Source organism: Stenotrophomonas sp. 3diitr2024, assembly GCF_042136455.1.
GTDB classification, from domain to species: domain Bacteria; phylum Pseudomonadota; class Gammaproteobacteria; order Xanthomonadales; family Xanthomonadaceae; genus Stenotrophomonas; species Stenotrophomonas sepilia.
In genome coordinates this window covers 1-9,719 of record NZ_JBHHMJ010000577.1, presented here as the reverse complement: position 1 = coordinate 9,719, position 9,719 = coordinate 1, and the positions used below count along the sequence as shown (strand labels likewise).

6 protein-coding genes are annotated in these 9,719 nt (G+C 69.3%); 2 read left to right on the top strand and 4 right to left on the bottom strand.

Features of this window, described 5'->3' with window-relative positions; translation table 11 throughout:
- Positions 1-88 precede the first annotated feature (88 nt).
- Positions 89-625 carry a hypothetical protein gene (locus tag ABGA94_RS14910; RefSeq protein WP_050562713.1) on the bottom strand — a complete coding sequence of 179 codons (537 nt, stop codon included), beginning with the start codon at positions 623-625 and terminating at the stop codon, positions 89-91.
- Entirely contained in the window at positions 622-3,048 is a 2,427-nt protein-coding gene (gene mrcB / locus ABGA94_RS14905) for a penicillin-binding protein 1B (RefSeq protein WP_065178180.1), read from the bottom strand. The genes ABGA94_RS14910 and mrcB overlap by 4 nt, the downstream gene beginning before the upstream one ends.
- 96 nt (positions 3,049-3,144) lie before the next feature.
- Between mrcB and ABGA94_RS14900 the strand changes: the two genes are divergently transcribed.
- Positions 3,145-5,244, top strand: coding sequence for a glycosyltransferase (locus tag ABGA94_RS14900; RefSeq protein ID WP_375367658.1), 2,100 nt, complete (start codon positions 3,145-3,147; stop codon positions 5,242-5,244).
- On the opposite strand, the gene ABGA94_RS14895 is transcribed toward ABGA94_RS14900, so the two are convergent.
- On the bottom strand, positions 5,241-6,806 hold the full coding sequence (locus ABGA94_RS14895) for a hypothetical protein (RefSeq protein WP_005418464.1): 1,566 nt from the start codon (positions 6,804-6,806) through the stop codon (positions 5,241-5,243). The genes ABGA94_RS14900 and ABGA94_RS14895 overlap by 4 nt on opposite strands.
- Positions 6,807-6,836: 30 nt before the next feature.
- Positions 6,837-8,993, bottom strand: coding sequence for a bifunctional (p)ppGpp synthetase/guanosine-3',5'-bis(diphosphate) 3'-pyrophosphohydrolase (locus ABGA94_RS14890; protein ID WP_032954415.1), 2,157 nt, complete (start codon positions 8,991-8,993; stop codon positions 6,837-6,839).
- A gap of 130 nt (positions 8,994-9,123) precedes the next feature.
- Here ABGA94_RS14890 and ABGA94_RS14885 point away from each other — a divergent pair, with 130 nt between their 5' ends.
- Entirely contained in the window at positions 9,124-9,648 is a 525-nt protein-coding gene (locus tag ABGA94_RS14885) for a hypothetical protein (protein ID WP_375367656.1), read from the top strand.
- Positions 9,649-9,719 lie beyond the last annotated feature (71 nt).

Sequence of the window (9,719 nt, the reverse complement as noted above, 5' to 3'; positions counted from 1 at the left end):
CCCCCCCCCCCCCCCCCGCCCGGCCCATCACCCGCATCCATCAGTGCGCGCGCCGCAGAAGGGGCGGCGCCCGGTGGAGTGGAATACCTCAGTACCGCTTGATCCCCGGCACCGTGCAGCCTTCAATCTGCGCATGCGCCGACACCGCATTCTCCTTCTCGCCCCGGGCCAGCCGCGACTGCTCGATCGTCGCCCAGTGCCGGCGGCACAGCGGCCCGGTCTTCGAGCCCAGATCCACGGCCTTGCGCGCGAACGTCTCCGCCTGTGCCCACTGCCCCTGCAGCAGCGCCAGTTCGGCACGCTCCTGCAGCACGGCCGGGTCACCGGCCACGATCTCCAGCGCATGGTCCAGACTGCTGGCGGCACCGGCGAGGTCGTTGGCCTGGCGCTGCGCCTGTGCGGCCAGCCTCAGGTCTTCCACCTGCGAATCACGCAGCGGCTGCACCGACAGTTCCTTGTCGTCCGGACCCGCTGCAGCATCCACGGCCGCCAGGCGCTGCGCCGGCGTGGTGGTATCGACCGGCTTGACTACCGGCGGCGCGCTGCTCACGCAGGCGGCCAGGGCCAGGCTTAGGCCGGTCAGGGCCAGGGGCTGCAGCAGGGTACGCATGTTCATCGGCATCATCGGCTCGGGGGAGAAGTGGTGGCGGCAGGTTCGGCGGGTGCTTCCGGCTTGCGGTCCAGGCCGAACCAGCTGCGCCAGCCACCGCCCTCGCCTTCAGCCTCGCCCTGCCCCTCGGGCGACGCGGCCGGCGCGCACGGCGCATAGGCAGGCGCATAGCCCACCACGAACGGGAAACGGCGCGCGCCGGGGCAGCCTTCATCGGTGCTGTTGAGACCGGTGGGAGCCACCGGCTGCCAATCCAGGCCCTTGTTGCTGACCCGCAATGGCGCACTCGGCAGGCGCTGGAAGATGCCCGACCAGACCCGCATCGCGCCAGTGGCGCCATACAGGCCGGCCTGCTGGTTCTGATCGTTGCCGATCCAGATCACCGCCAGGTGGTCGCCGGTGTAGCCGGCATACCAGCTGTCACGGCCATCGTTGGTGGTGCCGGTCTTGCCGGCTGGCTGCAGACGGCCGAGGCCATCAGCATTGAGACGCTGCGCGGTACCGCTGGCGACGACCTGCTGCAGGCCGACACTGATCAGGTTGGCGGCAATCGAATCGCCTTCCTGTGCCGGTGCCGGGGTCTTGTCGTAGCGCTTGAGCAGCTTGCCCTGCGGATCGAGCACGCCACGCACGGCGTGCAACGGCTGGATCTCACCACCGGACGCGAGGAACTGGTACAGCTGCGCCATCGCATACGGGCTCTGGTCGGTCGAGCCGAGGATCACCGCCGGATTGGCCTCGGCCTTGATGCCGGCCAGCACATGGATCAGCTGGGTCACGCGCTCGGGGCCGACCTGCATGCCCAAGCGCACCGTCGCCTGGTTGTACGAATGCGCTAGCGCATCGATCAGGCGCACCGTGCCGTGGCTGCGGTTGTCGGCGTTGCCGGGGCTCCAGTTGCGGCCGCGGCCGAGCTGCACCGTCACCGGCGAATCATCGACCCAGCTGGCCAGCGAATAGCGGTCAGGCTGCGCCAGGGCCAGCAGGTACACGAACGGCTTGAGCAGCGAACCGACCGGGCGCTGCGCCTCGATCGCACGATTGAAGCCGACCTCGGACACCTCACGGCTGCCGATCACCGCCAGCACGTCGCCGTTGTGCACGTCGGTCAGCACCATGCCGGCCTGCAGCTCAGGGCGACGCTGGCTTTCCAGCGACTTGATGGTGCGGGTCACCGCGCCTTCGGCATAGGCCTGCGCGGACGGCGACATGCCGGTCATCACGCTCAGGCCCGCGCCCTGCAGCGCAGATTCCGGATAGTCATGCGCAAGCTGCCGGCGGACCAGGTCGACGTAGGCGGGGAAGCGGTTGGCAGCCACCAGGCCCGGTGTCTTGGGCACGCCCAGCGGAGCCTTCAGCGCGCGCTGGTACTCGGCATCGTCGATCAGCGTGGCGTCGTGCAGCTTGCCCAGCACGAAGTTGCGGCGATCCAGCGCGCGTTCCGGGTTGCGCCGCGGGTCGTAGAAGGACGGCCCCTTGACCAGGCCGATCAGCAGGGCGATCTGCTCGGTCTCCAGCGACTGCAGGTCACGCCCGAACCAGAATTCGGCGCCGGAGGACATGCCATGGATCGCCTGGCTGCCGCGCTGGCCCAGGTACACCTGGTTGAGATACGCCTCGAAAATCGTGCGCTTGTCGTAGCGCGCTTCCATGATCAGCGCGTACAGCACCTCATTGAACTTGCGGGTGAGCGTCTGTTCCTTGCCGATGCCAAGCAGGCCGCTGCGGGCCAGCTGCTGGGTGAGCGTCGAAGCGCCCTGGCGGCTCTGGCCACCGGAACGGATCGTCACCCACACCGCGCGCGCGATGCCTGACAGGTCGATGCCGTGATGGCGGTTGAAGTCCTTGTCTTCCACTGCCTGCAGGCCGGTCACCAGCAGGTCCGGCGCCTCGTCCATGCGGATCAGGCGGCGTTCTTCCTGCTTCTGGCCGTACAGCGTGGCGATGCGCGCCGGATCCAGCCGCGCGGCCTTCAGTGCCTTGCGGCTGTCGGCGTCGCGCAGCGAGGCCACGCCGCCATCGGCCAGCGACAGCTCCACCCGGCGCGGCGCCACCCGGCCATCGACGTCGTTGTAGCCACGACTGGAGATCACAAAGCGACCGCCGTTCACCGCATAGGTGGCCGGCTCCTTGCCCTGCCCGTCATCACGATAGGCGGAGGCGGCCAGTTCGGTCTTCAGCGTGGACGCATCCATCGCCTTGCCGGGGGTGAGCACCAGCGGGCGCGCATACACGCGCGTCGGAATCTGCCAGCGCAGCTCGCCGAAACGCTGGGTCACCTGCTGGTTCAGGTACAGCGTATAGGGAATGAGGAAACCCAATCCCAATGCGACCGCAGCCATGCTCCAGGTGATCAGCCGGCGCCGCCACAGCGGACCGCTGTCCTGCGGGTCGTCGTCGAAATCGTCGATGTCGTCGGAATCGTAGCGTCGGGGCACGGGAATGCGAGAATGTAGGGTCTGGCGAGTCTACCCCAGCCACTGCGGCTGGCGAATTCTCCCGGGTTCCCCTGCTTAAGCTGGAGTTGCAACCGGATGGCGATGTCCCTGGCCGAGATCCGATACCTGATCAACCGCCTGTCGGGCCTGGCCCGCCGGAGCCTGGCAAGCCTGCGCACCCGCGGGTGGCGGGCCACCTGGCAACGCATCCGCGTGCACACCCAGCGCGCCGTTCCCGCGCCGCGCACGCCCCTGTTCCTGCCGCCAGCACAGGCTTTCGCCCCCTTCACAGTGCCGTTCAGCGAGTCGCCGGAGGTGAGCATCGTCATCCCGGTCTACAACCATGTCGGCCACACCCTGGCCTGCCTCCGCGCCCTGGCGGCACACCCGCCCGCAGCCGCGTGCGAGATCCTGGTGGTGGATGACGGCAGCAGCGACGCCACCGCACAGTGGATGCCGCAGGTGGCGGGGTTGCGCTATGAGGTGCGTGCGCACAACGGCGGCTTCATCGAAGCCTGCAACGAGGGTGTATCGCGCGCACGCGGCCGCTACGTGGTGCTGCTCAACAACGATACGGTGCCGCAGCCGGGCTGGCTCGACGCCCTGCTGGACACCTTCGGCAGCGTCCCCGACGCCGGCCTGGTCGGCAGCCAGCTGCTGTATCCCGATGGCCGCCTGCAGGAATCGGGCGGAGTGATCTTCGCCGATGGCAGTGGCTGGAGCTATGGCCGCTTCGAGGCCGCTGACGACCCGCGCTTTGCCAGCCTGCGCGACGTCGACTACTGCTCCGGTGCGGCGCTGATGCTGCCGCGTACCCTCTGGCAGCAGCTGGACGGCTTCGATACCCGCTACAAGCCGGCGTACTACGAGGACACCGACCTGGCCTTCCGCGTGCGTGCACAGGGCCTGCGCGTGCTGGTGCAGCCGGCCAGCCGGGTGATCCACGACGAAGGCACCAGCAACGGCACCGACACCGGCAGCGGGGTTAAGGCCTACCAGGTGCGCAACCAGGCCATCTTTGCCGCTCGCTGGGCCACCGAGCTGGCCCGCCATCCGGCGGTCGGCGCAGTGCCGTCGCCAGCGCTGCTGCTGCGCGGCCGGCGCCAGGTGCTGATCCTGGACGAGGAAGTACCGCAGCCCGATCGCGATTCCGGGTCGCTGCGCCAGGTCAATCTGATCCGCCTGCTGCTGCAGGGCGGTGCCCACGTGGTTTTCGTCCCGACCCGGCGCGAGCATGCCGGCGCGGCGACCGAGGCGCTGCAGCGGATGGGCGTGGAAGTCTGGTACGCCCCCTTCCTGGACGGCGTGGCCGGCTGGCTGCGCAGCCATGGGTCGCGTTTCGACGTGGCGATGCTGGTGCGCCACCACGTCGCCCACGAGTGCCTGCCCCTGCTCAAGCGCTATGCGCCGCAGGCACGAACCGTGTTCGACACGGTCGACCTGCACTACCTGCGCGAACGCCGCGGTGCCGAAGTGGCCGGTGATGCGGCGCTGCTGCGCGCAGCAGAACGCACCCGCAGCAGTGAATTGGCAGTGATGGAGCAGTGCGACATCACCGTGCTGGTCAGTGCGGCCGAACGGGAGCAGCTGCAGGCCGATGCGCCGCGGGTACGGGTGGAACTGATTTCCAACCTGCACGAGGTTGCCGGCGCCGGCGCCGTCTACGAGCAACGACACGATCTGGTGTTTGTCGGTGGCTTCCGCCATCCGCCGAACCTGGACGGGATGGAGTGGTTCATCGGCGAGGTCTTCGCCCACATCCGCGCCCAGCTACCGGAGGTACGCCTGCACTGCATCGGCGCCGCGGCGCCGGAATCGTTGCTGGCACTGGCCGCACGCCACCCCGGCGTGCAGATGCACGGCTTCGTCGAAGACATCACGCCCTACATGGACGGCGCGCGCATTGCCATCGCACCGCTGCGGTTCGGTGCCGGCGTAAAAGGCAAGATCAACCTGAGCATGGCCCATGGCCAACCGGTAGTCGGTACCACCTGCGCCGTGGAAGGCATGCACCTGCATCCCGGCCAGGACGTACTGGTGGCCGATGACGCTACCGGTTTCGCCGATGCGGTGGTCCGCCTGTACCAGGACCCGCAGCTGTGGCAGCAGTTGTCCGATGCTGGCCTGGCCAACGTCGCCGAACATTTCTCACTCGAAGCCGCCCGTGCGACCGTGCAGCGGGTGTTCTTCGCCTAGTCCGCCCGTCCACCGGCGCGGCGCAGGCGATCTTCAAACGCCGGCAGTTCGGCCAGATCCGGCTGCAGCAACCGCGCCTGTTCGGCGGCATGCGCGGCGAAGGCCAGGTCACCGTTGCCGAGCCGCTCGCTGCCGATCGCCAGCCAGCGCTGGGCCAACCGCAGCCGCGCCGAGGGCAGTCCGGCTGCGGTCGGTGACAGGGTCTGCCAGGCCTGCAGGCAGGCGCCTGCCGCCTGCACGCGGTTCTGCCGCAGATTGTCGTCAAAGCAGCGTCGGCTGGCGGGCAGCAAGCGTGCGGCGGCGGCCTTCACCCGCGCATCGCGGGGAGCCAGCGACTGGGCTTCGCGCAACGCGTCGAACGCGCTGTGCCCGGGTGGGCTGATCCACTGCCCCGCGCGCTCGGCACGTTCGATCTTCCGCAGGTGGTCGCGCAGCTGGCGTTCGCGCTGCGCCGTGCTGACCGCGGGCTGCTGCAGGGCCCGCTGCGCCTGCTGCGCGCGCTGCAGGCGCTGCGCCAGTTGTTGCCGGACTGCCTGCGAAGCCCCCAGCTCCGCCGCCAGGGCCGCATCACGTTGCGCCGCATCGAACTGGAAGTCGTCGGCGGACTTCTGGCTGCGTGCAACCACTGCCTGCAGGGTCTGCTCACGCCCGCGCTGGGCATTGGAATCATCGGCGGCCACCACCAGCACCGCCTGGAAGCCCTTGGCCGCAGCTTCCAGCTGCTGCCGTCGCAACGCACGCTGCGCCTGCCGCAGGCGCCGGTCGGCGGCGCGCGCGAGGGCCTCCTCGCTCGCCGGTAGATCGGCATGACCAGCATCGAACTGACGGGCACGACGCAGGAGCGCGGCCGCCTCGGCCAACTCCCCTCGCTCCGCCAGCGTGCGTGCCTGCAGCAGCAGGTCGCTCAGCGCATCTTCGCGCCCTTCCAGCGCCGGCAGGTTGTCCGGCTGCAGGGCCAGGATGCGCTGGAACAAGGGCAACGCACTGCTGTCGCCGTCATCCAGGCGTCCGGCCGCGAACGCGTTACGCGCCTGCGCCAACAACGCACCAATACCGGCTCCGGCGCTGCGTCGCGCCTGCAACTGGCGGGCAACCGCATCGGCGTCGCCCTGCGGCACCTGCAGCTCACGGGCCAGTGCCAGAGCCTGCGCGCTGCCGTCCAGGTCATCCGCCTGCAGGCGATCGCGCGCCTGTTGCAGCGCTGCCGCGCCGGTATTGGCCAGGCCCTGGCGCGCCTGCGGGCGATCACCGTCCAGCGCCAGCGCCGCCTGGTAGCGCTCGCGCGCACCACTGCCATCGGCATCGCTCAGGCGCCCAGCCGCCAATGCACGATCCCCCTCAGCCAGCAGCTGTTCGATCTGCGGCTCATCCCAGAACCAGTCTGCCAGCGGCTTGCGCAGCAGGACCAGCAGCACGAACACGGCCAGCGCTGCGAGCAGCGCCCAGCGCCAGATCCGGCGCGCATGGCGCGCCTGCAGCCACCACCAACGCCCCTCGCGACGGACGCGGTCCAGCGCAGGGTGTTCAGCGCCATGCGGGCGATGCGGGGGCTCGCGTTCCATGCGTGCAGGGTAGCCGGGGCAGCGTGAAGCTCAGCCGAGGCGACGCGCCTCGCTCACGCCCGGCAGCGCATCGAGCTTGCCCAGCAGCGTCGACAACTGCCCGTAGTCACTGACCTTCAGGCGCAGCCGAAGGTGGGCACGGCCACTGTTGCGCACGTTGTCACTGTGGATGTCGAGCACGTAGGCGTCTTCCTGGGCGATCAGGTTGGTGATGTCCTTCAGCAGCCAGCGGCGATCGACCGCATCGACCACCACGTCCACCTCGTAGCCGCCCCCGGCCTGGCCCCACTCCACCGGCAGGATGCGCTGCGGGCTGCTGGCCGCCAGCCGGGCCAGCGCGGCGCAGTCTGCACGATGCACGGTGACACCCCGGCTACGGGTCAGGTAGCCGATGATCGGCTCGCCGGCCACCGGCTGGCAGCAGCGTGCCAGCTGCACCAGCAGGTTGCCCACGCCCTGCACGGTGAACTTGGACTTGCCCAGGTTCTCGCGGCGCGCGGTCGGCCGCGGCAGGGCCGGTGCGGGTGCGGGCTGGCTGGCGGCACGCTCCGCCTCCAGCAGCGCACGGCTGACCTGGTTCGGGCCGGTATCGCCCAGCGCCACCTGGATGTACAGGTCATCGACGCTGTCGGCATGGAACTTCTTCGCCGCCACGGCCAGGTCCGCGTGCTGCAGGCCCAGCCGCTTCAGCTCGCGCTCGAGCAGCTCGCGACCGGCCTGCACGTTGCGCGCGCGGTCCAGCTTGTGGAACCAGCTGCGCACTTTTTCGCGCGAGCGGTTGCTGGCCAGGAAGCCGTTGGCCGGCATCAGCCAGTCGCGGCGCGGATCGGCCTCCTTGCCGGTCAGGATCTCGACGCGGTCGCCGCTGCGCAGGCGGTAGGTCAGCGGCACGATGCGGCCGTTGACCTTTGCGCCGCGGCAGCGGTGCCCGACCATGGTATGCACCTGGTAGGCGAAATCGAGCGGGGTAGCGCCCTGCGGCAGGTCCAGCACCTCGTCCTTCGGGCTCAGCGCATAGACCCGGTCCTCGGTCAGCTCGGCATCAAGCGCCCCGGCCAGTTCATTGCCCTGCCCGTCCTGCGCCTGTTCCAGCAACTGGCGCATCCAGGTGATCTTGCGGTCGAAGGACTTCTCCGCGCCCTTGCCACCTTCCTTGTACTTCCAGTGCGCGGCCACGCCCAGCTCGGCCTGCGAGTGCATCTCGTGGGTACGGATCTGCACTTCGATGGTGCGCCCTTCCGGGCCGACCACGGCGGTGTGCAGCGAGCGATAGTCGTTGGCCTTCGGGCGTGCGATGTAATCATCGAACTCGCTGGGTACCGGTGCCCACAGCGCGTGCACCACGCCCAACGCGGCATAACAGGCGGCGACGTCGTCGACCATCACGCGCACCGCACGGATGTCATACAGCTGGTCGAAGGCCAGCCGCTTCTTCTGCATCTTCCGCCAGATGCTGTAGATGTGCTTCGGGCGGCCGCTGACTTCGGCCTTGATGCCCTGGGCGACCAGCTCGCGCGACAGCACCTTCTTGACGTTCTCGACGTAACGCTCGCGGGCGATGCGGGTTTCATCCACCTCGCGGGCGATGCGGCGGTAGGTTTCCGGTTCCAGGTGGCGGAACGCCAGGTCCTCCAGCTCCCACTTCAGCTGCCAGATGCCCAGCCGGTTGGCCAGGGGCGCGTGGATGTCGCGGGTCAGCTGGGCCAGCGCGCGGCGCTGCTCCTCGTCCAGCTTGTCGGCCGCGCGCATCCGCGCCAGCTGCCGTGCCAGCAGGATCGGCACCACGCGCAGGTCGCGGATGATCGCCAGCAGCAGCCGGCGCAGGCCTTCGCTGTTGCGCCCCGCCTCACGGCCGGCGTGCAGCGCCCACACCGGGTCGGCCGCATCCTGGCCATCCAGCAGGCCGATCACCGCCGCCTTGTGGTTGCCCAGCGGCAGCTGGTCCAGGCTGGCGCGCAGGCCCGGCAGGTCGAACAGCAATGCGGCCACCACTGCGCCTTCATCGGCCGAGAGCATCGCCAGCGCATCGAGGGTATCGCCCAGCACCGACCAGGTGGCACGCATCTGGTGCTCGCAATCCGGCGCTTCCCAATGCTCACGCAGGGCCTGGCGCAGCGGAGCAGGCAGCACCGCTGCCGAGGGACGGTTCAACAAGGCATCCAGGCCAGGGACGGAAGCGCGGTTCACAGCATCGAGCAGGCAAGACAGAGGCCCCTACACTAGCGCCGGCGCCGTTCAGGGACAATCACTGCACCCACCATCACCCGGCATGAAGACATGCCGCTACACTCGCCCACACACTCAGGAGAGACCCGCCATGCCTTTGATTGCCCCGCGCGTCCGTCCACGGCTGCTGGCCTGTGCCGCCGTGCTGCTGTCCCTGTCCGCGCCTGCGCTGGCCCAGCGCGTGGTGGAGGGCGACCTGCAGCAGCAGATGTCGCCCTCCGAGTTCAAGGCCGCCGGCCTGGACAAGCTCAGTGCCGGTGAACTGGCCACGCTCAACCGCTGGCTGCAGGGCAAGGTCGAGGCGGCCACCACCCAGGCCGTCGCCGCAGCGCGCGAAGAAGGCCGCCAGGAAGTGATCAAGAAGAACCGCGGCTTCCTGGACTTCGGCAGCAGCGAACCGATCGAAAGCAACCTGCAGGGCGAATTCCGTGGATTCGGCCAGGGCCGCCGCTACGTGCTGCAGAACGGCCAGGAGTGGGAGCAGATAGACGCCACGCACTATTCCGGTGGCCGCAAGGACGCCCCGGGCGTCAGCATGCACCCAGGGGTGATTGGCGCCTGGTATATGAAGGTGGACGGGGTGAACGTGCAGCCGAAGGTTCGCCGCACCAAGTAACGCCCGGGCATTCCGGCCATGCCGGCTCCCTGCCCGGCCGGCCACGGTCGCCCGACGGGGCGACCGTGGCG

Coding starts and splice junctions, on each gene's coding strand:
- ABGA94_RS14910 (WP_050562713.1), bottom strand. CDS start 625: ATGATGCCGATGAACATGCGTACCCTGCTGCAGCCCCTGGCCCTGACC.
- ABGA94_RS14900 (WP_375367658.1), top strand. CDS start 3,145: ATGGCGATGTCCCTGGCCGAGATCCGATACCTGATCAACCGCCTGTCG.
- ABGA94_RS14895 (WP_005418464.1), bottom strand. CDS start 6,806: ATGGAACGCGAGCCCCCGCATCGCCCGCATGGCGCTGAACACCCTGCG.
- ABGA94_RS14885 (WP_375367656.1), top strand. CDS start 9,124: ATGCCTTTGATTGCCCCGCGCGTCCGTCCACGGCTGCTGGCCTGTGCC.